At 63.8% G+C, this 24324-nt stretch carries 17 protein-coding genes and 1 riboswitch; of the genes, 10 read left to right on the forward strand and 7 right to left on the reverse strand.

Annotation, left to right across the window (positions count from 1 at the left end):
- Positions 1–2: 2 nt before the first annotated feature.
- The 6 genes from HPY44_08910 to HPY44_08935 all read right to left on the reverse strand — a co-directional run bounded on the left by HPY44_08910 (position 3) and on the right by HPY44_08935 (position 8258).
- Positions 3–833 (reverse strand): hypothetical protein, encoded by an 831-nt coding sequence (locus tag HPY44_08910; GenBank protein NSW56121.1) that lies wholly within the window; start codon positions 831–833, stop codon positions 3–5.
- 89 nt (positions 834–922) lie between these two features.
- Positions 923–2656 (reverse strand): polyprenyl synthetase family protein, encoded by a 1734-nt coding sequence (locus HPY44_08915; protein ID NSW56122.1) that lies wholly within the window; start codon positions 2654–2656, stop codon positions 923–925.
- A gap of 52 nt (positions 2657–2708) precedes the next feature.
- A complete protein-coding gene (locus HPY44_08920) occupies positions 2709–4103 on the reverse strand; it encodes a PQQ-binding-like beta-propeller repeat protein (GenBank protein NSW56123.1) in 1395 nt (464 codons plus the stop codon).
- Between the two features lie 26 nt (positions 4104–4129).
- Positions 4130–5848: a squalene--hopene cyclase gene (locus HPY44_08925; GenBank protein ID NSW56124.1), complete on the reverse strand. Its 1719-nt coding sequence runs from the start codon at positions 5846–5848 to the stop codon at positions 4130–4132.
- Complete coding sequence (locus tag HPY44_08930; GenBank protein NSW56125.1) at positions 5841–7358, reverse strand: B12-binding domain-containing radical SAM protein; 1518 nt, start codon at positions 7356–7358, stop codon at positions 5841–5843. The genes HPY44_08925 and HPY44_08930 overlap by 8 nt, the downstream gene beginning before the upstream one ends.
- Entirely contained in the window at positions 7359–8258 is a 900-nt protein-coding gene (locus HPY44_08935) for a ferredoxin family protein (protein NSW56126.1), read from the reverse strand. It lies immediately after the preceding gene.
- Positions 8259–8402: 144 nt separating this feature from the next.
- Between HPY44_08935 and HPY44_08940 the strand changes: the two genes are divergently transcribed.
- Genes HPY44_08940 through HPY44_08970 form a run of 7 tightly spaced genes read left to right on the forward strand, consistent with a single transcriptional unit; the run spans position 8403 to position 17820 of the window.
- Positions 8403–10109, forward strand: coding sequence for a PQQ-binding-like beta-propeller repeat protein (locus HPY44_08940; GenBank protein NSW56127.1), 1707 nt, complete (start codon positions 8403–8405; stop codon positions 10107–10109).
- A gap of 1 nt (position 10110) precedes the next feature.
- Positions 10111–11127 (forward strand): hypothetical protein, encoded by a 1017-nt coding sequence (locus HPY44_08945; GenBank protein NSW56128.1) that lies wholly within the window; start codon positions 10111–10113, stop codon positions 11125–11127.
- A 23-nt stretch (positions 11128–11150) separates the two neighbouring features.
- Positions 11151–11366 (forward strand): hypothetical protein, encoded by a 216-nt coding sequence (locus HPY44_08950; GenBank protein ID NSW56129.1) that lies wholly within the window; start codon positions 11151–11153, stop codon positions 11364–11366.
- A complete protein-coding gene (locus HPY44_08955) occupies positions 11359–11931 on the forward strand; it encodes a ferredoxin (protein NSW56130.1) in 573 nt (190 codons plus the stop codon). The genes HPY44_08950 and HPY44_08955 overlap by 8 nt, the downstream gene beginning before the upstream one ends.
- Entirely contained in the window at positions 11928–13232 is a 1305-nt protein-coding gene (locus HPY44_08960; protein ID NSW56131.1) for a 4Fe-4S binding protein, read from the forward strand. Before HPY44_08955 ends, HPY44_08960 begins: the two co-directional genes overlap by 4 nt.
- Positions 13229–15376 (forward strand): PQQ-like beta-propeller repeat protein, encoded by a 2148-nt coding sequence (locus tag HPY44_08965; protein ID NSW56132.1) that lies wholly within the window; start codon positions 13229–13231, stop codon positions 15374–15376. Before HPY44_08960 ends, HPY44_08965 begins: the two co-directional genes overlap by 4 nt.
- Positions 15373–17820, forward strand: coding sequence for an NAD(P)H-dependent oxidoreductase subunit E (locus HPY44_08970; protein ID NSW56133.1), 2448 nt, complete (start codon positions 15373–15375; stop codon positions 17818–17820). Before HPY44_08965 ends, HPY44_08970 begins: the two co-directional genes overlap by 4 nt.
- Before the next feature lie 25 nt (positions 17821–17845).
- On the opposite strand, the gene HPY44_08975 is transcribed toward HPY44_08970, so the two are convergent.
- Positions 17846–18061 carry a hypothetical protein gene (locus HPY44_08975; protein ID NSW56134.1) on the reverse strand — a complete coding sequence of 72 codons (216 nt, stop codon included), beginning with the start codon at positions 18059–18061 and terminating at the stop codon, positions 17846–17848.
- A gap of 134 nt (positions 18062–18195) precedes the next feature.
- Between HPY44_08975 and HPY44_08980 the strand changes: the two genes are divergently transcribed.
- The 3 genes from HPY44_08980 (at position 18196) to tkt (ending at position 24133) form a co-directional block, all read left to right on the forward strand.
- Positions 18196–20505 (forward strand): CehA/McbA family metallohydrolase, encoded by a 2310-nt coding sequence (locus HPY44_08980; GenBank protein NSW56135.1) that lies wholly within the window; start codon positions 18196–18198, stop codon positions 20503–20505.
- Between the two features lie 44 nt (positions 20506–20549).
- A complete protein-coding gene (locus tag HPY44_08985; GenBank protein NSW56136.1) occupies positions 20550–22055 on the forward strand; it encodes a sulfatase-like hydrolase/transferase in 1506 nt (501 codons plus the stop codon).
- Positions 22056–22144: 89 nt separating this feature from the next.
- Positions 22145–24133: a transketolase gene (tkt, locus tag HPY44_08990; GenBank protein NSW56137.1), complete on the forward strand. Its 1989-nt coding sequence runs from the start codon at positions 22145–22147 to the stop codon at positions 24131–24133.
- A gap of 101 nt (positions 24134–24234) precedes the next feature.
- Positions 24235–24322, forward strand: a riboswitch (cobalamin riboswitch).
- The last annotated feature ends 2 nt before the right edge of the window (positions 24323–24324 follow it).

Raw genomic sequence — 24324 nt, forward strand, 5'->3', positions numbered from 1 at the left:
TCTCATCCTCCAGCAGCAATCCCCGCCAGCAGAGCGAGGGTCCCTATACCGTAGTAAGTGTACTCCACGTCTGTCTGCTGGTCGCCGGGATATGCGCCGAAACCGCCGGCCGGATGGGCACAGTCTCTGACGAACTCCCCCAGCCCAGGCAGATCAAGGCAGGAAGCGCGCCCGGCAAGCCAAAGAGCCAGCAGGGCAGTGAATGTCGACAGAAGATCCCCGGAGACCGCTCCAGCCCACGCTTTGAGCCCGCCGTCAGACGCCTGCATGGAGAGGAGGAAGTTTGCTGCGGGGTCCCGGACATCAGGGCCGGAGAGTCCTGACGCCTCAAGTAACGTGAGGACGGCGGCTGTGGCGCTGGTCTGCGCCACAGGTTCCCCCGCGGCCTCGCTGAAGCCCCCTGCCGGCGTTTCCAGGCCTCGCATTGCCGCGGACACGACATGCAGGTCGGCGGGCTTGTCCAGCATCTGCAGGCACAACGCGGCGACGAACGTGTTGTAGGCGCTCAAAGGGCCCGCGGGGCCTCTCGCCCAGCCCCCTGATGGCAGCTCGGACCTTGCGATGCAGTCCAGCAGCGGGTGGGGGTCAGGCGCGAAGCTGAGTCCACGCATGGAGAGCATCCGCCGGAGGTTCAGGATCGAGAAACACTCCACCACTGTCGCCGGTCTGGGCCGCCTTTCAGCCAACCACGCCAGCACTCCTTCGAGAGGTTCGCGCGGGCAGTCCAGGAGCAGCATCACGCGGGTGGCGAACTCCGTGTAGTACAGGTCCGACCCCCCGCGCCTGCCGGAGAATCCGCCGTCTGGTGACTGGCGCGCGCATATATATTGCAACGCGTCCTGACATAGTGCGGGGCTGAAACGGGAGAGCCCGATCCTCAGTGCGTCGTCTATGAGGTCGAGATGAGTGGCACCCAGGGCCCTCAGCCCCGATCTCGAGCCGTGCGCAGGGGCAGGAGGTTCCGAACAAGGAAGCGCATCAAGGCTGGCAGGCTTGGGTGTTCGAAGGAGTCGCACAGATCCAGCGCCCGTTCCCGCAGGCGCTGATAGAGAAGCTCTGCTTTGTCGAAGGCCCCGAGTTCGCGGTACGCCATGTGCAAGCGCTGAGCGATGTCTCCTCCCGACGCGGCCGCCTCGCGCAGGGCATTGGCGCCACCGGCCTCGAGCGCGAATGCCCGCAGCACCGTGGGGCGTTGCGCCAGCGCATCCACCGCAGGCCCCTTCCGGCTCTCCGCCTCGTCCTCCCAGTCTCGCAGGTCATTGAGGACCTGGTATCCCTCGCCGACAAGGGTCGCGAAGCGGCGCAGGAGGTCGTCCGGCACGTGAACCCCTGCAGGGCGCAGCCCCGCATAGAGTGCTAGCTCGAAGGCGGGAGCAGTTTTCAGGGCGCCGATACGCAGAGTGTCCTCGGGCCGCAGGTTCTCGCCACCGCGCTCTTGCCAGAGGAGGTCGGCTCCCTGGCCATTGCACAATTGCAGGTGGGCCAAGGAAAGGCGCTGGAGGATGTCAGATACACATGCATCGCCCAGTTCGGGGGCCTGCGCTGAGACCAGCCGGTACCCCAGCCCCACCAGATAGTCCCCCACATTGATGGCCAATGCAGTGCCGTGTCGCCGGTGAAGGGCCGGCTCTCCATATCGGTAATCGTCCCGGTCCTCAATGTCATCATGCGCCAGCGAAGCTTTGTGAAGGGCCTCAATCGCCACTGCGATCTTGCCCACGGCGGCTGGGATCAGACTTTGGAGGTCAGTGTTCACATCGAGCGCTCGGTCACCGTGACGGGCAACAGCGTAGGCAGCCAATGTGACGAAAGGTCGCATGCGCTTCCCGCCAAGAATCAGCCAGTCAAAGGCAATCTCCCGGGTGCGCGCAAGCGGATGGCCGGGACGCGCGCTGGACGCGCCCAGATCCGGCAGACCTGCGAACAGCGCGGCAAGAGCATCATGGGCGAAAAGTTCGGCAGTGTGTCGCAGGAGAGGCAGGTAACAGTGTTTCACACCCTCGCCGGCCGGCGCAGTGGCATTCATCAGCGCACGTACCAGATCAGGTTCGGCTTCGGTGTCGCGACACCCATCGCGAAGGAGTGGGACCGCCTGGTGTGGGATGCCCAGTTCGGCGATGCCCTCGAAGGACTTCTCCAGCGAGTCCAGACAGGCAACCCCGAGGATCGCGTCCGCCTCGCCCTCGAGCACTTTTAAGATCACCGAAGACGTGCCCTCGGCAACCACAACCTGATAGCCGAGGGATTCGGCTTCAGACTTCAGGCCGCCGATCTCGCAGCAACCACAACCGGTGCAGTGCAGGCCAACGGAATCGATCTCGGCAGCGCACTTGGCCGGATCATTGAGGCACTTGGGCAGGAGCAGCAATCGCCGGCGGAAGGGCACAGCGCGGTAAGCGTCGTGCCAGAACGCATTGTCCACGCAAACCATTGCGAAGCCCTGGAAACCCGAAGGCAGCCCCAGGTCCGCGAGGGCAGCATCAGCGGCCTGCTCCAGTTCCTTGCGCCCAGGCGGGCGGTCGCGGACCAGGAGGGCCGCTTCTCGCGCCGCCCTCGTCCTGACCTCAAAGCGCAGCCGGGGGTCTGCGGGGACTAGCCTGATGCTGTCCGCGGTTCCCGCCTGATGCGATGCCTGTGTTCCTGTGTTCAAGCTCATCCGCGGCGTCCTCAAGCGAGTAGTGCGCTCTCAAGTGGGCCTTGTCCGACGGCTACCCCTCGCCAACCGGGGCAAGGCAATACAGGTTGTTCAGCCCGCGGATATAACACTTGTCGCCGATGAACACCGGGCAACAGCGGAATGGCTCAAGCTCGTTCATGGCGACTTGTTCGAAAGTCCGTCCTGGCTTGATGACCGCGGTCTTCCCATTATCGGAACTCACGTACAGATAGTCGCCGGCCATGGTCACACTGGGGTAGATCGTCCCCTTACCGAACTCCAGATTTCGCTCATAGACGACCTCCCCCGTCGCGGCATCGATGGCGCTGAAGACGCTGACCTGGTTGATCGCATAGACCAGTCCGTCATGGATCACGGGCGACGCGTAGTAGCGCTCCTTCTTCGGCTGTGTCTGCCAGAGCTGCTCGGCAGTCAGAGCCTCGCCGTCTTCAGTGAGCGACAGGCGGAACGCCTTTCCACCGTTTTGGATGAAGTAGACCACGTCGCCCTCGACCACCGGGCTGTTGTACTCCAGCCGGAACAGCTTCTGGGCCATCACCTTGCCATCGCTGACGCGGATCACCGTGCCGGAACCGTCGATGGCTACGATCGTGTCACCCAGCGGCATAAGAGCCGGCGTGCCCCAGTTCCACTCACTTGCCGGGCTGTAGCGTGTCTCACCCGTAAGTTTGTCCAGCCCGAAGAGGTGGTGGATGTGGATCAGCACAATGTCGTCCACCACAACGGGTGATGAGCACGACCCCCACGTGATGTTCGGCTTTTCCACCATGCGCCGCCAGATCAGGTTACCGTCCAGGTCATAGCAGGCCACAATACCGGTGGCGAAAGACACCCAGACATGCTCCCCGTCAGTGGCGGGGGTTGCACTTGAATATCCGTTTACAGGGTGGACATCGGGCATGCTGTACCAAAGCTTGTCATATTCCGCCAGAAGGCCGTCAATCTCCTTCTGCCGGGCCTGGGCCTCCTCAAGCTGTTTCTTCAGGTCAGCGTTGTCGGGGTCGTCCTGCACCGCGGTCTTGAGCTTGCGGACCTTGCCCCACAGGCCACCGCGCTCTCGGCGCAGATCACGGGCTTCCTGGTTCTTCGCAGCCATCTGGGCAGCTTCTTCAGGTGTGGCCATGTCCTCGAATCTGGTGTCGGCCTCCCAGATCACCTCGCCGTTGTTGGCATCGACGCAGATCAGCTTCATCGGCTCGGCGGTGACGAACAGCTTGTCACCTACCAGAACGGGCGTAGCGTTGGAGGCTGAGGGCATCGGGGTCTTCCACAGGACGTTGGTCGTCGGGCCCCAGACTGTCAGCGGCGCAGCGGACGGGTACTTCCCGGTACCATCGGTGCGCCACCCGACAAACTGGGCTGTTGCGGTCCCTGAAACAAGTACACAAACGGCGAGCATCAGCGCGGTCGGGATCCATCGGAACATGTTCCGTGTCCTTTCTTCCTTCTTAGTTAACCCTGTTGCTCTCGAGCAATGTCCAGTTTTGACCGGATCCGCCCCAGAGCTTCAACTGTCCAGACGACAGGGTAGAGCTTCTCGGAGTACCATAGACGTGAAAAGTAGAGACCCACTGGCGAAGGCCGCGTCCATGAATCGTCTTCGATGCGGCTCAACAGGTAAGAGACGCCCGCGGCCAGTGCAAGTTCTGATTCTTCGGGCTGGAGGGCAAGGGCGTTGACGGCGAGCGCGGTCTCCTCGATCGAAGATGCCACTCCCGGCGCCCCTCCCCATCCCCCGTCGGGATTCTGCGAGTTGCGCAGGAATGTCCTGGCTTCCGCTGCAAGCGGGCCTTCGGGCAAGGCCGGGAGGACCCGCGCCGTTCCCACCACCGGGTTGCGCATGCCGGGTGCGGCCTGGTTGCCGAACCATAGTGGGTCCCAGGAGCCGTCCGAATTGCGCGACGCAGCGAGATAGGCCAGTCCGCGCTCCATTGCCCGCTCGGCTCGACCACTCCTCGGAATTCCCCGGGATTTCAGCGCTCTCATGGTGTGCGCAGTGATGTCCGGGCAGCTCTGGTCGAAGGGAAGCCTGCCCCACCCGCGACAGAAAGTGGGCCAGCCGCCGTCAGCATTCTGAAGCTCAAGGAGCCAGCGGACCGCACTCTCTCGCGCATCCGGTTCCAGACGGTCCGCCAGCGCCAGCAGTGCGCCCGAGGTATCGTCGGCGTCCGGCACTCCTCCGGACAGATCGGTCCAGGCCCAACCGCCGGGTGCCGCCCCGGTATACGGATGCACAGCACGCCATTGCTGCCCGGCCACCCAGTCGCGTGCACTGGACACGTCGGCTTCCGGCGCCGCAACTTCAAGGGCATTGAGCGCGAGTGTCGTGACCCACGTGCTCAGGTTGGTGTCAATCGGCCAGCTTCCATCGACTCTGGCCGAGGCGCGCAGGAACCAAAGGCAACGCTGAAGGACGGGGTCTCCCGCGCCGAAAGCATCCGCGAGGCTCATCGCGACAAACGCTGTCAGCGGTGTAGCCTCCAGGAACCCACCGCTCTGGGGCTGCAGTGTCGCAAGCTTGCTCCGCAGAGCGGGGGTCAGCGCCCGTCGCAATGATGACCACGCTGCCCCGGCCTGGTGGTGCCGACTGATGACAAGTCCCACCGCAATCAGAGCCGGCAGGGCGTAGCTTACGACTTGTAGTCTGACGCCCTTGTAGAAAGCTCTTGGCAAAGCCGCGAGTTCGAAGGGCAAGCCCGGAACATCCTCCCACGCCACAAGACCCGCCAGCGCGCAGTTCATGAGGATCGGCACTGCAAAGGTCCTGTCCGCGCCGTAGATATCCCTCACTGCCTGGGCGATGGTCTTCCCAGGCGCGCAGCGCTCGACAAACTGCATGGCGCGAGCGGGCACTGAGGGTGGGACAGCCTGATCTCTGGCAAGGCGCAACGCGGATAGCACCAGCAGCGTAGTCGAGAGGTTCCCCGGGCTGTCGGGGGTGTCGCCCCAACTCCCGTCAGGTAGTTGCTGGATGTCAAGCCAGTCGACTCCGCGGCGGATCAGGGCCGCATCCTCGGACTCTCCGGCCACAGCGAGTGCACTGACAGCGGTTGCGGTTGCCAACGCCGACGACGACAAGCGGCCTTCCCACCAGCCACCCGCGACCCGCTCAGCGAGCAAGCGGTCGCAGGCAATGCGCAGCCCTCGTTCCAGCCTTCCCCGATCAACCACGGGCCGACCTCCGCTCCAGCCGCGTCAACAGGTGGCGCCAGAGCGCGACCTGTCCACGCCCCATCAGCTGAAGTGCCGCACGGCGCCACCACGTGACACCTGCACCCAACTGGTTATCCGCATACAAGACCGGTACCCGCCTGAAGTTGAGCTCGTATGATTCTCGCACCAGCCGCCAGTGAAGTGGAGTCAGGTCATCCCTGGTGATGGGATCAGCGCCGTCCACCGGAGCGTAGAGCACCGGAAAAACGGTGACATCGAGCGCTGATATGGACTTCACCCACTCGCGAGTGGCCGCGATATCCTCCTGTGTCTCGCCGGGAATACCCAACAGGAGGCTCACCATGGGCGAGAACCCTGCGCTGCACAGTCGTGCGAGTTGTTCGGCGCACTGCATCGGCCAGTCCTCGTCGGAAATGTCCACCATTTTGCCGCCCCCGCCGGCCTTTCGCAGCAGCGCTCCGCTGGCACTCTCCACCCCCACATTCACCCACGGATGTCGGGCGCCGGTATCTCCGCACATGAGTCCATGGACCGCGCGAAGCTGATCATCGCTGAAATGCCGGATGCTCGCAATGTTGGCGTGGTCAGCCTGGATGAGCCGCATACCCGGGATTGCACGCAGGTCAGACAGCAAACGCAGGAGCGCGTCCGGCTCTGGGTGGACCCCGGTGCCTCCGTAGCGGAAGATATCCTCGCTCAGCACCCCAATGCTGGTGACCCCGCCCTCCACATTGGTTCGGGCGTCGGCAAGAATCGTCTCTGGGGGCAGGTGTTGCATGGGGATGCGGCCGATGGTACAGAATCCGCAGCCAAGGCCGCAGCCGCGGCTAATCTCGATGACGCCCATGGTTGACGGGGCGGCAATCCGGGGAATGTCCTGGGCGGCAGGGCCCTCGGCGCTTATCAAGCGCGGTACATCCTGCCCCGAAACCAGTGCCCTGAACAGGGACGGCGTGGCAGTCTCGGCATATCCGACGACCACATGATCCACGCCGTGTTGCGCCGCAGTGTCCGGGCTGGACACATATTGCCAGGCACCCGGGCCACCCATCACGATTCTGGCAGTCGGGCAACGGCTCGCAACAAGATATCGAATCTTGTGCAGGAGGTTTTGGAACAGAATCTGCGGGTAGATGCAGCCACCGGCGATACCGGCCATGGTGGTGCTGCTCATGCCGATACCGGTGGGTTCGCCGGACGCAATCCCCACGACCCGGGTGTCGGGGCCAATCGCGGTGCCGATGTGGGCATCATCCACGACCGCGATGTCCTCAGGGTGAAAGCCGTCCGCGACCAGAGCCGCCTGAATCCTGCGCAGTCCGAGAGGGGCAACCTTCGCAGAGCCGCCGGGATGTGGGCAACGCGGTGCAAGCAGGTGGCTGACCACCGGCCAGGGAGTGGTGGTGGTCTGACTGCTGGCCATCATGCCGTCCAGGAGAACCCCGTAGTCGGCCATGAGGGTGCGGTCGGCGGTCAGGACGATGAGGGCTCCCCGGTGCCAGGCCACTCAGACGCTCCCGTCCTGGAGTTTCTCCAGATCATCTATCAGCGAATCGATCTCAGACATCACAGGGCCGGCCTCGAGAATCGGCGACAGCGGAATGGCTGCTCTGCGCCCACACTCGGAACATGGCTCGCCGCGGTTGCCCGCTCTCGGCCTGCCCGACTGGCCGCAGACCGGGCAGGCGATCCCGGTGCGCAGGTAGTACATTCTCCGGGCGGATGCGTCGAGTTCCACAAACTGGCCGGGTGCGCCGCAGATTGCCGGATCATCCAAGTACTCCGGGAAGATAATGGCCCCCTGTGGACAGATCCTTGCGCACGCCGGACACCCGTCCTTGCAGGCGTCGGGATTTGCCACGGCGACCTCCCCCGTCTCTTTTCTGCTCCAGACACCGAAAAGACAGAACTGGACGCAGTGGCCACAGTGAGTGCAGCGTGAAGCATCCTTCACCGGATACCAGCGTGACGGCGGGTCATGCCAGCGCGTTACAACTACTGGCGGGGTCTCCGGGGCCTGATCACCTGTGATGCCCGCCGCTGCGAGCAGATCCTCCGCTGACCCAAAATCATCCAGCCGGTACGCGCTTACTTCCGCGACGTCCGGCAAGTGCGCCCGCAGAACCCACTCCGCGGCCCGGCGATGTAGGCGCGTGATGAGGTTGATGGGGCCGGCTACGGTACGCAAGTCTTCCCAAATCGGCGAGCCGTGGGCGATGTGGTACAGGTCCGGCAGCATCAGAATCGTGCCCGAGCGGGCTGCAAACCCCGCTGCCAGCTTGTCGAGAGTCTGCTGGGTCTCGACATCGGCAGGTGAGATGGCGATGATCGTTGTCACGTTCGACGCTTCGGCCATTGGCTGTCCATCGTTACCGACTTCGGGTGAGCTTGACTTACTGGTGAACATTATATAACTTGTGAATATTGAACGTCAATGCCACCCCAGAGCAACTTCCCCCAACGCTCCGGCGTTTAGGGTATAGTAAGGCGACAGTATACCACACTTTGCGCAGACCATGCCGCACGATGGCATGGCGCATGAGTTGACTGAATGACCCAGCCGCCTGAACAGATTGTGCGAAGACCCCCAAGCTCTGTGGAAGACGAGGCCCTCCAGCCCCCTTCCACCGAGCCTCTGGTCGTACAGCCTCCAACAGAGCGCCCACTGCCCCGCTGGAAAGTGCTGGCCGTCCGCTCTACCCCCTTCCTCTTCGCACTGGCCGGGATCCTTTGCGTGGTGCTGTGGTTCCGAGTGAACCCGCCGCTGGAGGAGACCGACCCCACGCAGACTGAGCGGAGCAGTTCCGAGGCGAACGGCACGGGCAGCAGCACTGTGTCCGACGGGCTCAACCCACCCGGCTGCGGGGTCGGCGCAGAGAAGGCGGTCGAACAGGCTCAGGATGATCAAGATGCGAGCGCTCCTGCCTCCAGTACCCCTGCTGTCCCGGGCGCACCCATGTCGCCACCCGTCTTCGGGGGCGGGGCGTCGGGTGCCGCACCGTCTTTCCCTGCGCAACCATCGGCACCTGCGCCGGGCAGAACATCGCCTGTGACCCCGGTCTCCGTGCCCTCGCTTCCCGGCTCGTGGGCACGGTACCGAGGCGCGGACTTCAGTAACATTGCCCGGAACGTCTCCGGCCTTGCTCGCTCATGGGGCCCCGGGGGGCCGCAAAAGCTCTGGAGTGTGGAACTCGGCGAGGGCCATGCAGGCCCCGCGGTAGCGAACGGGAAAGTGTATGTGCTGGACTACGACACCCGGGCCAGGGCCGATGCACTTCGATGCTTTTCGCTGGCCGACGGGAAGCTGCTGTGGACCCAGTCCTATCCTGTGGAAGTGAAGCGCAATCACGGGATGTCCCGTACAGTTCCGGCCGTGAGCGGGAAGTATGTGCTCACACTGGGCCCCAAGTGTCACGTGATGTGCACCGACGCGGACACCGGCAAGCCCTACTGGAAGATGGATCTGGTGGCGAAGTATGGGACGAAAGTGCCCCAATGGTATGCAGGACAATGCCCCCTGATCGACGGCAATAAGGCAATCATCGCGCCGGGTGGCAAAGCGCTCATGATTGCGGCCGATATCGGCTCCGGCAAGGTGCTGTGGTCCACGCCCAACCCGAAGGGCTGGGACATGACCCATTCGTCTATTATACCTATGACTTATGCAGGCAAGAAGATGTACCTGTACTGCGCCAGCGGCGGGGTCGTGGGTGTATCCGCGTCCGACGGTTCTGTCCTGTTTGAGAGCAGCGACTGGACCGTGAGTACTGCGAACATCCCGGTGCCATTGCCTATCGGCGATGGCCGCATATTCTTGTGCGGCGGGTACAACGCAGGGGCGATGATGATCCGCCTCAAGGGCTCGGGGCCATTCACCGTGGAGAAACTGTGGCAGGTGAACGCCAGAACCTTCGGCTCGGACCAACAGAGCCCGATCCTGTACAATGGATACATCTACGGGGTCATTCCCGGTGGCGAACTCGCCTGCCTGTCGCTGGAGGGCAAGCAGCTTTGGAGGAGCGGCAGCACCCACCGCTTCGGCCTCGGGCCGTACATGATGGCCGGGGACCTCATGTATCTTCTAAGCGACAAAGGCGACCTGTCCCTGGTTCAGCCCAATCCGTCGGGTTACAAGGAACTGGCGAAAGCAAAGATCCTGACCCACGGGGAGGCCTGGGCGCCGCTGGCTCTCGCCGGGACCCGCTTGCTGGCGCGGGACGTGACCACCATGGTCTGTCTCGACGTGGGTGCCCGCTGACATGAGACATCCACCGGGACAGCGATCATCCTGGGTTGTGACGGGGCTTTTTATCGCCTGCCTCGCAGCAGGCGGATTGCTGCTGCACCAGCAACTGCAGACTGGCCGGAAGCTCTCGGCCCAGGGGGAAGGCAGGGCGAGTGCTACCCGCGAGCATTTCGATCGCCGGCGCACTGTGGACGACCAACTGGTACGCTGGCGCCAGGTGGAGGAAATCCCCTGCGATGCTGAGGGCCTGCGTGGGATCGCGCTGGGCTCTGATGGTTCGCTCTATGTCGCCGCGAATACCGGCATTCTCGTCATCGAGCCGGGCAAGGCACCGTCTGTCCTGGCCACTCCCGGCGGGCCCGCGCGATGCGTAGCGGTGTATGAGGATGCCGGCGGCCGCAAGGTGCTGGTAGGCATCGGCGGACGCGTGGTGGTGATCGGGTCCGGCAAGCCCCTGCAGTCCTGGGCCGCTTCCAATGGGACAGGGCTGGTCACCAGCATCTCGACGGGCAAAGACACCGTTTGGGCGGCGGATGCGGCAAACCGGATCGTGGTGGCCTTCGACTGGGATGGTCACGAGAAGGCGCGCCTGGGGCAGCCCGACCCGGACAGCGGTGATACCGGCTTGATCGTTCCCAGTCCCTTCCTGGATGTGGCTCAGACGCCGGATGGCGGCGTGGTCATCAACAATCCCGGACGCCACAGAATTGTGACGTATGACACACGGGGCAAGCGCGTGAACTCCTGGGGCAGAGGGTCGTCGGAGACAGAGGGGTTCTGCGGCTGCTGCAACCCGGTTCACATCTGTCTTCTGCCCGACGGGCGCATCGTAACGGCGGAAAAAGGCATTCCGCGGGTGAAGGCGTACAGGCCGGACGGAACGCTCGAGTCTGTTGTCGCGCCACCGGAGGCGCTCTCGCGGTATGCGGAAGGCCTCGATTTGGCTGCGGACGGGCAGGGGCGCGTGTACGTTCTCGACCCGCCGGCGCGGGTCGTTCGCGTGTTCGACGAGATAAATGGGCCGGAATAAGGGTCCCGACTGGAGAGTGTCGGATGAATAGGCCGGAACGCACCGACAGGCGCGGGTTCCTGGGCGATCTGGGCCGACTGCTCCTCGCCGGCGGGCTGGGAGCGGGCGCTGTGTATCTCGCATCTCGCGGCAGAGAGTGTGACCTGCCAGGTGCCTGCCAGGGCTGCTCGTCCTTTGCGCAGTGCGACTTGCCACGGGCCGCAGAGGCACGCAGGGAGAAGGTGAACAGTCTTGGCTGACGAACCCGGTAAGCTCACTCGACGCGAACTCATCGCCCGCGGCGTAAGGGGCGCGGGATTGCTCTGCGCGGCCGGTGGACTGGGCGCCTTGGTCACCCGTGGCCAGGCGGAGAATCTGGTCTGGCAGATCGACCCAAAGAAGTGCATCGCCTGCGGAAAATGCGCCACCGAATGTGTGCTCAACCCGTCGGCAGTGAAATGCGTCCACGAGCACGAGATCTGCGGATACTGTGAACTGTGTTTCGGGTATTACGTGGATCAGCGCCTGGATGACCAGGAGACCGCCGAGAACCGGCGCTGCCCCACCGACGCAATACGCCGCGCGCCGGTGGAGGACCCGTATTACCAGTACATCATCGAGGAAGACAAGTGCATCGGATGCGCGCTATGTGTCGAGGGCTGCCAGCAGTTCGGGAATGGCTCGCTGATCATGCAAGTGCGCCACGACCGGTGCCTCAACTGCAACCAGTGCGCCATTGCCAGTGCCTGCCCTGCCGACGCGTTCCGTCGAGTTCCTGCCTCTGATCCGTACCTGCTGAGGCTCAAGAAGCAAGGGAACGCATGAACAGTTTGCCCCTGCTCGTTACCGCCCTGTTAGCCGCTCCCCGGCATCTCCTGGCCGAGGAGCAGTTCAACTTTCCACCACCCGAGTTCTCGCGACCGTACGTGTTTCCAGACACTCCTACCCCCGCGCCAAGGCCCGAGTGGCTGGGGGTTGCGGATGTGGTCGTGCTTGCCGTGGCACTTGCCTTGGCCGCGTATTTCGGGTTACGGACTCGGTCGCGACGGCACCTGGTCGTGCTCACCGGTTTCTCTTTGCTCTACTTCGGTTTTTACAAGAAGGGCTGCGTATGTGCAGTGGGGGCCGTGCAGAATGTGGCAATGGCGCTGGGCCCCGAGCAGTACGCCCTGCCCCTGGTAGTGGGCCTGTTCTTCATCCTGCCCCTTGTCTTCGCACTCTTCTGGGGCCGAGCCTTCTGCTCGTCAGTATGCCCCCTGGGTGCAGTGCAGGAACTGGTGCTGCTACGGCCGCTGAAGGTCCCCGTGTGGCTGAACAGCGCTTTGGCGCTTCTTCCAGCGCTCTATCTGGGCCTCGGCGTGCTTTTCGCTGCTGCAGGCAGCACTTTCATCATCTGCCGCTACGACCCGTTTGTGCAGGTTTTCCGGTTCGGCGGCGGCACGCTCATGGTGTTCATTGGTATCGCTGTGATCCTGTTGTCAGTGGTTGTCGGCCGACCGTATTGCAGGTATGCTTGCCCCTACGGGTTTCTGCTGGGCTTACTTTCGCCGTTCTCGCGAGAGAAAGTGCGCATCACCACAGGCGACTGCATCAACTGTCACCTGTGCGCCGATGCCTGTCCTTACGGGGCAATTCAGCCGCCCACTCCGGCGCCGCAATACCTCCCGCGGGCTGCGGAACGCAAGCGATTGGGCCTGCTGATCGCACTCCTCCCGGTGCTGGTAATTGTAGGTGGCGGGCTGGTTCGACTGGCAAGCCCTCTACTTGCCAGGGCAGACTACCGGGTCAGGCTCGCGGCCCAGGTCTGGCAGGAGGAACAGGGCAAGCTCACCGATCCCACCGATGAGACGGAGGCCTTCGCAAAGCGAGGCGTGCCCACCAGCGACGCTTACGTCGCGGCGCTCCAAGTCCATCGCCGATACGCCACAGGAAGCTGGTTTCTTGGCGGATGGCTGGGGCTTGTGCTGGGACTTCGGCTGGTGTCGGGTTCGGTGCGCCGCCACCGGAGCATCTATCAGATCAACCAGTCCGCCTGCGTCGTCTGCGGGCGGTGTTACCACTACTGTCCGCTGGATCGTCAGCGAGGCCTTTCTCTGACGGACGCACCACAGGAGGACCAGTCATGACGGACGAGGTGCAGACCCCGTCCCCGCAGGACGCGCGCATGCATATGTATCGCCAGGCAGCGCTGGCCACGGCGGCCGTGGCCTTCGTCTTCTGTCTGGTGGTTCTCGGCCTGCTCGCGGCGAACATGATTCAGGCGCGGGGCAGCGATCCGCGGGAGCCCGCGAAGATCCACAGTCTCAAGAGCCAGCTCGCTCGAGAGCCGGAGAACATGAAGATTCGCAACGAGATCCGGGAGCTCGACCGGCAGGTGCGGGTCACATATCTTCGCACTCGTGCTCGGGCATTTCTGGGCATGTACCTGCTGTTGGCGGGCGTTGTGGTTCTGCTGGGTTCCCTCCATGCAGCCACCCGATTCACCGAAAGGCTGCCGCAGCCTGACGCCGCCGGGCCTGCCAAAGCCTGGACTGAAGCGGCGATGGGGCGGCGATCGGTGGTCGTGTTGGGGATCGTGCTGGCCTGCGCGTTCATTGTTCTGGCCACACTGGGCCGGCATGACCCGGTATCGGAGTACGTGCGCGCCGCCGAGAAGGCGAAAGCGAACGAACAGGAGGCGGCCCTTCGCGGAAACCCGGAGACCAACCCCACACTCATCGCGGGAGCGGGGAATCCAGCCGTTCCGCAGACTGGTGCATCAGCTCCCACGGGCGTTCCCGGTCCTCCCGGACCGGCAGGGCCGCCCGGAACACCCGGACCGCCCGGAGCCGCGGGCTACCCCGGTCCGCCAGGCGCTCCCGGTGCTGCAGGGCCCCCCGGACCCCCGGGCCCGGCCGGGCCACCGGGACCAGCCGGTCCCCCCGGTCCCCCCGGACCGCCGGGACCGCCCGGCAAGCCCAGTCCTGACGTTCCCGCCGCGTCCGGGGAGAATGGCCCATCGACCAACGGTGGAGCTGGACTCACGCCCGGATTGCCCGGAGGCGCAAGCGGCAGTCAGCCCGCACAGGCGGCTTTCACCGCAGACTTCCAGCGCAACTGGCCCCTTTTCCGTGGGCCGGGCACTGGGCGCCGCGCTTCCGGCGAGTTCATCACCGAGTGGGACGCCTCTTCAGGCAAAGGTATCCTATGGAAGACGCCGGTGCCGTTACCCGGGAAGAACTCCCCGGTTGTCTGGGGAGACAGGGTGTTCCTGGCCGGCGCCACAGAGAAGGCCCGCGAGGTCTACTGCTTCAGTGCCACAGACGGCAAGCTCCTGTGGAAGCAGCCGGTTGTCATCGAGATGAGCAAGAACGAAGCCCCGCCCGAGGTCATGGAGGACACCGGCTACTCCGCGCCGACCATGACCACCGACGGTGAGCGCGCTTACGCGATCTTCGCGAACGGGGATGTCGCCGCGTTCAACTTTGACGGCGTGCTTGAGTGGTCCAAGGCCCTCGGGCGGCCCGAAAACATTTACGGGCATGCCTCGTCGCTTGTCTGTTACGGCGGGAAGGTCATCATCCAGTTTGACCAAGGCTCATCCGAGGAAGACGGGATGTCGGAGCTGATCGCTCTCGATGCCGAGACCGGTAAAGAGGCCTGGAGCACTCCGCGACCCGTCCCCAACTCCTGGGCCAGCCCGGCACTGATCATCAACGCGGGTCGCGTGGAAGTCATCACTTGTGCGAACCCATTCGTCATCAGCTACGACCCTGCAACCGGAAAGGAGCTCTGGCGCGTGGAGTGCCTGAGTGGCGACGTAGCTCCGAGCCCGGCCTACGCCGGCGGGATGGTGTACGTCTGCCAGGACGGCGCGGGCGTGTTCGCCATCAAGCCCCCGGCACCCGGCACGAACGACAAACCCACAAAGGTCTGGAAGTCCGACGTGGGCGCGACAGACACCACCAGCCCGGCCTGCAACGGGGAGATCGTGATCCTCGCGGCGAGCTATGGCACTGTCACCTGCCTCGATGCGAAAAACGGCAAGCTGCTGTGGGAAGAGGACCTGAAGGTCTCTTTCACCGCGTCACCGATTATCGCTGGGAACAAGGTATACCTGACAGACACCGACGGCACCACTCACGTCATCGAGGCTGCCACCAAGTACAAGTTCATCGTGCGCAGCAAATTGGGCGAAAAGACTGTGGCCACCCCGGCGCTGGTTGACGGCCGCATATTCATGCGCACAGAGAAGCGACTCTTCTGCATTGGCAAGTCCCAGAAGCAATGACACCCGAAACACAGGCCCCACCCACAATTGAAGACAACGCGCAAAATGAAGCGTCGGGGACTGAGGCCGTCTGCGCCTGCGAATCGTGCCCGGCCGCCGGCATTGATCTGGCTGATGTGGACGCAATCGTAGAGCGTCTTGGCCGGCAGGCTGACGCCCTGATTCCGATTCTGCAGGCCATCCAGAAACGCTACCGATACCTTCCCCGCGAGGCCCTGCGCCGCGTCAGTGAGATCACGGACATCTCCCCCGCGACCATCGAGGGCGTGTCCACCTTCTACTCCAAGTTCCGTCACCAGCCCGTGGGTAAGCACGTGATCAGCGTCTGCCACGGAACCGCTTGTCACGTGAAAGGCGCGGGGTTGGTGACGGAGGCGCTGCGCCGGCATCTGAAGCTTGAAGGCGCAACAGACACCACCCAGGACAGACTGTTCACCCTCAGCCGCGTGGACTGTCTGGGCTGCTGTACGCTTGCGCCGGTGGTCCAGATCGACGGTATCACTTACGGGCATGTAACGCCGGATAGCGTGCCGGACATGCTCGGCGACTTCCTGCGTGACGTGGATCGCGCCGAGAAGCGCCTTGCTCTGCTGCCCGGTCACTCTCCTACCGAAGGCATGGCGGAGATACGCATCGGGGTGGGCTCGTGTTGCATCGCCGGTGGGAGCATGGATGTACGCACAGCGCTGGAGGAAGCTGTCCGCGAACTCCGGGCTCCCGTTGTAGTGAAACCCGTTGGATGCGTGGGCATGTGCCACCAGACTCCGCTGGTTGAAGTGCATGTCCCGGGTCAGCCACCGGCAATTTACGCGAAGATGCGCGCGGCGGACGCACGGGCTGTGGTCCGGCGGCATTTCCAGCCCAAAGGGCTGGTGCCGAAAATCCGGTCACTGGTGACCGAGACGCTGGACCAGATACTGACCGACGAGGCCTGGGAGCCGGTGACCCGCTATTCAATCGACACCCGTGACGGTCCGGTCTGTGCATTTCTGGGCCCGCAGAAGCACATCGCCACTGAGCTGTACGGCGTCGCCGACCCGCTGGATCTCGATGACTACCTGGCGCACGACGGATTCGAGGCCCTGCGTCGGTGTGTTACCGGGATGACGCAGGAGGACGTGATCCACGAGATCAGCCGCTCCGGACTGCGTGGGCGCGGCGGGGCAGGGTTCCCCACCGGGCGCAAGTGGTCGCTGGTGCACAGTTTCGAACGCGAACCGAAGTATGTCATCTGCAACGGCGACGAGGGCGACCCGGGCGCGTTCATGGACCGCATGCTCCTTGAATCGTACCCATACCGGGTTCTCGAGGGGCTTGCCATTGCAGCCTACGCGGTGGGAGCGCGCGAAGGCGTCCTATACATCCGCGCCGAGTACCCCCTCGCGGTGCGGCGAATCTGGCAGGCCATTCAGAAGTGCGAGGAACGCGGCTTACTTGGCGACAATGTCCTCGGCACAGACTTCAGCTTGCGCCTCGCCATCATGGAAGGCGCAGGGGCCTTCGTCTGCGGCGAAGAGACCGGGCTGATCGCGTCCCTCGAGGGACGTCGCGGATCGCCCCGTCTGCGGCCGCCTTTCCCCGCCGACAAAGGCCTCTGGGGCCAGCCAACCCTCGTGAACAATGTGGAGACCCTCGCCCTCGCGCCGTGGATCATCCGCAATGGCGCCGAAGCGTTCGCGGCCCTGGGAACCGATCAGAGCAAGGGCACCAAGGTCTTCTCGCTCACCGGGAAAACCAACCGGGGCGGGCTTATTGAGGTGCCGATGGGCATCACGATCCGTCAGATCGTGGAGGAGATTGGCGGCGGGGTGGCCGAGGGCCGGAAGTTCAAGGCGGTGCAAATCGGCGGGCCATCCGGGGGCTGTATCCCCGAGGCGCTGGCCGACATCACCGTGGACTACGAAGCCCTGCACAAGGCCGGGGCCATCATGGGTTCGGGCGGCCTGGTGGTCATGGACGACCGTGACTGCATGGTGGATGTGGCCCGATACTTCCTGGAGTTCACCCAGCGTGAATCCTGTGGCAAATGTACCTTCTGTCGCATCGGAACCCGCCGGATGCTGGATATACTCGACCGCCTGTGCACGGGCAAGGGCAAGGCCGGCGATATAGAGCGCCTGTCCGAACTCGCCGAGAGCGTGAAGCGTGCCAGTCTCTGCGGCCTGGGGCAGACCGCGCCCAATCCAGTGCTCACCACGATCCGGTATTTCCGAGATGAGTATGAGGCCCACATCGAGGGTCGCTGTCCGGCCGGCAAGTGTGCGGCGCTCATCACCTACAGCGTGAATGACAGGTGCATCGGTTGCACGCGGTGTGCGCAGGAATGCCCGGCGAACGCCATCAAGATCGCGCCATACCAGCGCCACGAAATCGACGTGGAGAAGTGCATCCGCTGCGACACCTGCCGACAGCTCTGCCCGGTAGACGCCATTGTCGTGACGTAGCACCCGGTGTCACTGGCCTGCCGAATTAGAGGCACCCCGGACTGAGAGCCGGATCGTCGACCGCCGACCGCGGTCTGCAATCACCGCTGGGGAGCCCTCGAATACGGACGCCAGACAGATTTGCGCCGATCGTTAGCCGAACGCCCAGGACGATGACGCGCGACACGTACAGGTTGACCTCGACCTGCGCGGCCTGGATACGCACGGCAGAGATGACGGCAAGAATCGTGAGCAGTTGCATGGCGGCCCCCTGAATGCGTGTCGCACCTGGGTTCGCTCAGACGCCATTGCGCGCCTTTTGCTCGCATGGATGAAGGGCATCCTGGCGACGTTGAGAATAGGTGCGCATAGATTGCGTCCCCGGAGAGGTGGACCATGCCCGCTCTGCTTCTGGCTATTCTGGTTACGCTTGGCTGCGCTCACGCACAGGACAACCTGGTTGCTAACCCGAGCTTCGAGATTGCTGATGAGGATGGGAAGGCGCCGGCGGCATGGATCATGCCCACGCTAGCGGGCGCCGAGTTCGCATGGGATGACACGGTCGCGCATTCGGGACGCCGCTCGGCCCGTGTCACTGGAACAGACCCCGATGCGCAGAGTAGCTTCGTCCAGGCCTGGCGTCAGAACGTGGGCAAACTTCCGGGCGGGCGGCTCTGGGTCTCATCCTGGGTGAAGGCTGATAGCGTCAAAGGGCGCATCGGAGTCTTGCACCGTGACGAGAACGGCCGGGTGCTGCGCAATCAACTGATCGCCGACATCAGCGGCACCTACGACTGGCGTGAGTTTGGCGCTTCGCTGGACCCCGAACCGGGGACGGTGGAGCTGCAGCTTGTGCTGGGTCTCGCCAAGTCCGCCGGTTCGCTTTGGTTCGATGATGTCACCGTAACCGCCTTCGCCGGCGCGGGGGCCATGTTTGGCACGCTGAGCATGTCCCCTGACACGCCGGGGGTTGCGGGAGAGATCACGCCGGCTGAGTTCACCGTGCGCATCGGAGAGAAGGGCCTGCGGCCCGGCGGGTCAATCAAGCTGCGGTTCGAGGCCTGGCGCCCTGCGCGAGAGTTCAAGCTCGCCGGATTCCGGGCAGACACCGGGGATCCCGCCCAGGCATTCGAGATCACTATTCCGCCGCCCAAGCGCAGTTGGCCACCGACCCCCCAGCCGGTGGCAGGGATCATCACCCTGAAGGACGGCCCGGCCCTCGGGGCTGGAGATACCGTCACAATCCGAGCTGATCTGACCTATACGGCTTTCACGAATGTCATCGCCCAATTGGGCGGTCTGCTCAGCCCGGACGCGAATTCGGGAGACTTCCCCCTCGAGGGCACTTTTCGCCTGACCGCAACCGGCGGGGAAGGGAAGCAGATCTTCTGCACTGCGGAGGCGCGTCCCATCGAGGGCACGCCCGGCCGGGTGACGGTGGCAGTCACTGACGCCCACGGCAACCCGTGCGAGGGTTTCCGGGGCACCGTCAGCCTGGAGTGTTCCACTGGCGCGGTGATGCCGGAGCCCTACACATTCACCGCGGCCGACCGCGGCAGCCACGAGTTCCGGGTGACCGTTCCGGCCGACCGTGTCAGCCGCATCACGGCATCCTGCGGCGCGATGAAGGCGATCAGTAATCCAATCCTGCCGCGAAAGCCGCAAGAACCGGGGATCTATTTCGGCGATATCCACTCACATTGCGAGATTTCCGCGGACGCTGTGGGCGACCCGGACCTGGCGTACGAGTACGCCCGGCGGTTCTTCGGCATGGATTTCGCGTGCCTGAGCGACCACTCACCCCGGGGGAAGCACTGGCAGCGGAACATTGAGGTGACCAACCGGCACAATGTGGATGGGCAGTTCGTGACCTTCCTGGGCTTTGAGTGGAGTGACGGCCGGCGCGGACACAGGAATGCTTACTACCGCGGGGAATCCGGCCCCGAGCAGCCCAGCGACCTGCCGGACAATATGGAGAGCTGGTGGGCGCGCTATGATGAGACAGGCGACCGGGTACTCACCGTTCCGCATCACCCAAACACCGATTCCGGTGTACGGCTTGACAACGGGGAACTGGTCTGGGGACCGGTGGATTGGTCAGTCATCAACCACAAATACCAGCGCATCGTGGAGATCTGCCAGGTGCGCGGGGCGTTCGAAGTGCCCGGGCCGGACCCGGAACTTCGCGCGAACCGCCCCGATGTGGGAGCGAGCGTGCAGACTGCACTGGCGAAGGGGCACCGATTGGGGTTCATTGGCTCCACGGATACCCATTCAGGCAGGCCCGGCAATGGAGACGCGCGGGCAGCCATTATGAGCACGGAGTTTACGCGAGCCGGTCTGTGGGATGCCATGCACGCCCGCACCTGCTATGCCACAACCGGCCCGCACATGCTCATCTTCTTCCGCGTGAACAGCCAGCCGATGGGATCGGAGATCGTCCTCGGCGCCGCCGATGCTTCCAGGACCATCGACTGGCGCGTGGTAGGCACCGGACCGATCAAGCGCGTTGATCTGGTTCGCAACAACCAAGTGGTGCAGTCCTGGGAGAGCGAGTCGGCGGATGACATGAGTGGCAGTTTCGTCCGCACGGACGCCCTCACCGGTACAGAATGGTGGTACCTGCGGGTGATCCAGCAAGACAGCCATCTCGGCTGGTCGAGCCCGGTCTGGGTGGACCCGCCGGAAGCAGCGCGGGTGCAGTAGACGCAGCGCGTCATCCGCATCAAGCAAAGGGATGCGAGAAGCCCATGGCACGCCAACCTAATATCCTTCTGATCATGACCGACCAGCAGCGCGCGGACACCATCCACGCCCTGGGGAATCCGCGTATCCAGACCCCAGCCCAGGATCGTCTCGTGCGCGAGGGAACCAGCTTCATATCGGCGTACTGCGCGTCCCCGGTCTGCCAGGCATCGCGCTGCAGCCTGCTTCTGGGCGAATACGCGCACACGACAGGGTGCGTCAGCAACCTGCCAATGCCCCAGGAACGCACCTCGCTCATGGAGATGCTTCAGGGCGCCGGATACCAGACCCACGGCGTCGGGAAGATGCATTTCGGGCCTGACAGCAGGTACCTTTGGGGGTTCGACAGCCGCGACTACAGCGAAGAGGGGGGCATGCGCGACGGTGACGATTTCTGCGACTTTCTGAAAGCCCACGGGTATGAGCACATCGTTGACCCGAGCGGGATGCGCAGCGAGTTCTACTACGTCCCCCAGCCCTCGCAACTTCCCGCGCGGCTGCACAATACCCAGTGGGCTGGCGACCGCTCCCTGGAGTTCTTGCAGCGTCGGGACCGTAGCCGACCTTTCTTCCTGTGGAGCAGCTACATCAAGCCCCACCCACCCTTCGAAAACCCCGTGCCCTGGAGCCGGCTTTACCGCCCGGTGGAGATGCCTTTCCCCCACCTCCCGTGGGGCTGGGAAGAGATGACGACCTTCTGGAACCGCGTCCAGAACCGCTACAAGTACCGTGACCAGGGCTTTGATGGGAACCTGGTACGTCTCATTCGCGCAGCCTACTTCGCCTGCGTGTCCTTCGTAGATTACCAGATCGGCAGACTGCTAAGTTACCTCGAAGAGCAGGGTGAGCTCGACAACACGCTGATCATCCACACCAGCGACCACGGTGAGCTGCTGGGCGACTTTGGCAGCTGGGGCAAGCGCAGCATCCTTGACGCCGCGGCGAGGGTTCCCTGCCTGGTGCGTTACCCGGAGCGCTTCACGGCCGGGCAGGTCTGCGAAACCCCGGCAAGTCTCGTGGACATCCTCCCCACTTGCCTGTCGGCGGCGGGTATCGACACTCAGGCGCAGCACGCCGGACACGACCTCGCGCAGTTGGCGGCCGGCGCTTGCGACCGCGAGGGCGTGATCTGCCAGTTCCAGCAGGGCGACCGCGGCCTCTACGGGTACATCACCGGCGGGTTCAAATACGTGTACTCCGCAGCGGATGACCGCGAGTGGCTGTTTCCGAGGGTCGCCGGTGAGCCCGAGACTCGCGACGTAGCCGGCAATCCGGCGTATATGAAGGTCCTGGCGCAACATCGTGAGGCTTTGATCGCCCGCTTCCGCGCGGATGGGTACGAGTTGCCGCTGGATGGAGACACCTGGCGCAGGCACCCGCGTCTGGATGTGCCCACAACGCCGGATGCGTGGCAGCTTTACCAGGATGGCGGGCGAATCGCCGACCTGTTCCCGCCCGGTTACAGACCGCAGGTAGAACCTTCGGGAGGGTTGCCAGTTAGCGGAATATGATAGCAACCTCAACGATGCCTTGAGCGAATCGTTCAGAAAACATAGAATTGCCAGGTTCCGTACGCCAAACGACTCTGGGAGTGTGACCCATGGCCGCCTTGTCCAAGATCGATGAACTCGCTGTGAACACTATCCGCATGCTGTCTGCTGATGCGGTGCAACAGGCGAACTCTGGTCACCCCGGTATGCCCATGGGCATGGCCGACGTGGCCTACGTGTTGTGGACCCGGTTCCTCAGGTACAATCCGCGCGACCCGAAATGGGCCAATCGCGACCGCTTCGTACTGTCGGCTGGACACGGGTCGATGCTGCTGTATTCCATGCTCCACCTTTCGGGCTATGACGTCTCCATCGATGATCTGAGGAACTTCCGGCAGCTCGGAAGCATCACTCCCGGGCACCCTGAAGTCGGGCTGACCCCCGGGGTGGAATGCACCACGGGTCCCCTGGGCCAGGGCTTTGCGAACGGCGTGGGAATGGCCATCGCTTCGCAGGTTGCGGCGGCACGTTTCAACTCCGGCGACCGCAAGCTCATCGATCACTACGTATACGCGATCGTGAGCGATGGCGACCTCATGGAAGGAATAAGCTCGGAAGCCGCCTCCATCGCCGGCCACCTGGGTCTGGGCAACATCATTTACTTGTATGACAATAACCACATCACCATCGAGGGCGACACAGGCCTGGCGTTCTCGGAAGACGTTGCCAAGCGATTCGATGCCTACGGTTGGCAGACCATCGAAGTCGACGCGCACAACCACGAGCAGATTGCCCAGGCGATCGAAATGGGCCAGGCGGACACGCTCCGCCCAACGCTGATTCTCTGTCGCTCCCACATCGGTTTTGGCAGCCCCAACAAGCAGGACACTCCGGGCGTGCATGGCGAGCCTCTGGGCAACGATGAACTCGAAGCCACCAAGCGGAACCTGGGCTGGCCATCTGAGCCCCGTTTCCTGGTACCGGACGAGGTGCGCGAGCTCTTCGCAAAGCGTGCCGAAGCCCTTCTTCCTCAGTACGAACAATGGCAGGCGATGTTCGCCCAGTTCCGCGCCGAGAATGCCGATCTGGCTGCCATCTGGGATGCCATGTGGAACCGCACCGTGCCCGACGACCTGTACCCGAAGTTGCTGGAGGCTGTCGGCGACAAGGAGGACGCAACACGCAATCACGGCGGTGCGGTGATTCAGGTGGTGAGCGAACACGTGCCGGCTCTGCTGGGTGGGTCGGCTGATCTGGCACCTTCCACCAAGACCCTGATCAAGAGCAGCGGGGACATCGCCCGATTCCAGTTCGACCAGAAGAACCTGCGGTTCGGCGTTCGCGAACATGCCATGGGCGCTATCTGCAATGGGATGGCCCTGTACGGATGTATCCTGCCCTACGGCAGCACATTCCTGGTCTTCAGCGACTACATGCGCCCGTCTATTCGCGTCGCAGCGATCTCCAAGCTCCCGAACGTCCTGGTGTTCACCCATGACAGCATTTTCGTGGGTGAAGATGGCCCGACCCATGAACCCATCGAGCACCTGGCATCTTTCCGCGCGATGCCAAACGTCACGGTTATTCGCCCCGCCGATGGCCCCGAAACTGCCGCGGCCTGGATGAACGCTCTCGAGCGCACGACTGGGCCGACGCTGCTGTGCCTCACGCGCCAGAAACTGCCGACCATCTCCGCCGGTCTGGACCCGATGCTCCTCAAACGCGGCGCATACGTGGCGCTGGACTGTGAAGGCGATCCGAGTCTCATCATCATCGGCACCGGTTCCGAGGCCCATCTCGCGGTGGCTGCCGCGAAAGAGCTGCAGTCTCGCGGTCTGGCCGCTCGTGCAGTCAGCATGCCCAGCTGGGAGGTCTTTGAGGAGCAGCCGCAGGAGTACCGATTATCCGTACTTCCCGACGACACCCGGCGGGTGGCCATCGAGGCCGGCAGTCCCATGGGTTGGGAGAAGTACGTGGGCCGCTGTGGTCTCATCATCGGCATGAATCGTTTCGGCGAGTCCGCTCCGTATCAAGCCCTCGCGGACCACTTCGGGTTCACGCCCGAAAAGGTCATCGCGGCTATTGACGCCTGGCTTTAGCGACGAAGTAAGAAACGCTCGTTCCCGGCGGTTGACAGCCGCCGGGAATGGGCATATCATCCCTCACACACAACCAGCGTACCGGCGGCGATCCGCCGCCCACGGGAAGCCGGTGCAAGTCCGGCGCTGCCCCGCAACTGTAACCCGGCATGGAAGCTGTCTCCAGCCCACCGGGAAGTCAGGATACCGTG

The organism is Armatimonadota bacterium (assembly GCA_013314775.1).
Taxonomy (GTDB): domain Bacteria; phylum Armatimonadota; class Zipacnadia; order Zipacnadales; family JABUFB01; genus JABUFB01.

What these genes read in the sequence shown, in the direction of transcription:
- HPY44_08915 (NSW56122.1), bottom strand. Translation starts at nt 2,656, where the DNA reads ATGAGCTTGAACACAGGAACACAGGCATCGCATCAGGCGGGAACCGCG.
- HPY44_08920 (NSW56123.1), bottom strand. Translation starts at nt 4,103, where the DNA reads ATGTTCCGATGGATCCCGACCGCGCTGATGCTCGCCGTTTGTGTACTT.
- HPY44_08935 (NSW56126.1), bottom strand. Translation starts at nt 8,258, where the DNA reads ATGTTCACCAGTAAGTCAAGCTCACCCGAAGTCGGTAACGATGGACAG.
- HPY44_08940 (NSW56127.1), top strand. Translation starts at nt 8,403, where the DNA reads ATGACCCAGCCGCCTGAACAGATTGTGCGAAGACCCCCAAGCTCTGTG.
- HPY44_08945 (NSW56128.1), top strand. Translation starts at nt 10,111, where the DNA reads ATGAGACATCCACCGGGACAGCGATCATCCTGGGTTGTGACGGGGCTT.
- HPY44_08950 (NSW56129.1), top strand. Translation starts at nt 11,151, where the DNA reads ATGAATAGGCCGGAACGCACCGACAGGCGCGGGTTCCTGGGCGATCTG.
- HPY44_08960 (NSW56131.1), top strand. Translation starts at nt 11,928, where the DNA reads ATGAACAGTTTGCCCCTGCTCGTTACCGCCCTGTTAGCCGCTCCCCGG.
- HPY44_08965 (NSW56132.1), top strand. Translation starts at nt 13,229, where the DNA reads ATGACGGACGAGGTGCAGACCCCGTCCCCGCAGGACGCGCGCATGCAT.
- HPY44_08970 (NSW56133.1), top strand. Translation starts at nt 15,373, where the DNA reads ATGACACCCGAAACACAGGCCCCACCCACAATTGAAGACAACGCGCAA.
- HPY44_08975 (NSW56134.1), bottom strand. Translation starts at nt 18,061, where the DNA reads ATGCAACTGCTCACGATTCTTGCCGTCATCTCTGCCGTGCGTATCCAG.
- HPY44_08980 (NSW56135.1), top strand. Translation starts at nt 18,196, where the DNA reads ATGCCCGCTCTGCTTCTGGCTATTCTGGTTACGCTTGGCTGCGCTCAC.
- HPY44_08985 (NSW56136.1), top strand. Translation starts at nt 20,550, where the DNA reads ATGGCACGCCAACCTAATATCCTTCTGATCATGACCGACCAGCAGCGC.
- tkt (NSW56137.1), top strand. Translation starts at nt 22,145, where the DNA reads ATGGCCGCCTTGTCCAAGATCGATGAACTCGCTGTGAACACTATCCGC.